Annotated in this window: 1 protein-coding gene; it reads right to left on the reverse strand. The window is 62.3% G+C overall.

From position 1 onward, the window contains the following. Positions 1 to 123: 123 nt before the first annotated feature. A partial coding sequence (locus tag QGG57_06875; protein MDP7007886.1) for a radical SAM protein occupies positions 124 to 915 on the reverse strand: 792 nt, incomplete at its 5' end.

Raw genomic sequence — 915 nt, forward strand, 5'->3', positions numbered from 1 at the left:
GCACCACCTGCGCCAGCACTGCGGCGGTGCGGGCGGCGAGGGATTCTCCCTCGATTTCGAGCGACTGTTTGAGCTGCCCCAACCGGCTGCTTTGCCCGCCCGCTACCATCAACGCGGAGTCCATCAGCCCCCGATACGGAACATCTCGACCTTGTGCGACCGCTTGCCTTTGGACAGCAGTGCGCGCTCTTCCGAGTAGCGGTCGCTGCGTGCGCGCCAGATAGAGGCGAGCCACACGCGCAATTCGTCATCGCTAGCACCCGCCTTCAGCTGTGCGCGTAAATCGTGGCCGTGGCTGGCAAAGAGACAGGTGTAGAGCTGCCCGTCGGGCCCCATGCGCATCCGGTCGCAATCGTGGCAGAAGGGGCGCGTGACCGAGGTAATTACACCGATTTCACCCTCGCCATCTACGTAGCGGTAGCGTCGCGCCACCTCGCCAGACCGGTCAGGTGCGACTGGCGTTAGCTCCATCTCGGCATCAATCATGGCGATAATTTCATCGGCGGGCACGATCTGGTCGGGGCTCCAGCGGTTGATGTTGCCCACATCCATATACTCGATGAAGCGCACGGTATGGGGCGTTCCCAGGAAATGGCGCGCCAAATCCACTACGGAACTGTCGTTAACGCCGCGAATTACCACGCAGTTGAGCTTGAGCGGCCCGAAGCCGGCGCGCTCGGCCGCTGCGATGCCGGCAAGCACTCGCTCGACGCTCAGGTCACGGCCGTTCAATCGCTGGTAAACCTGTTCATCGAGGGAATCGAGGCTGATATTGAGCCGCTGTAATCCTGCGTGTCGCAGCTTTTCAGCCTGTGTCGCCAACAGGTAGCCATTAGTGGTGAGCGCCAGGTCATCGAGCCCCGGAATCACCGCGAGCATCTGCACCAGCCGGTCGAGGTCAGTGCGCAACAGCGG

This window comes from Candidatus Poseidoniia archaeon (assembly GCA_030748895.1).
Taxonomy (GTDB): domain Archaea; phylum Thermoplasmatota; class Poseidoniia; order MGIII; family CG-Epi1; genus UBA8886.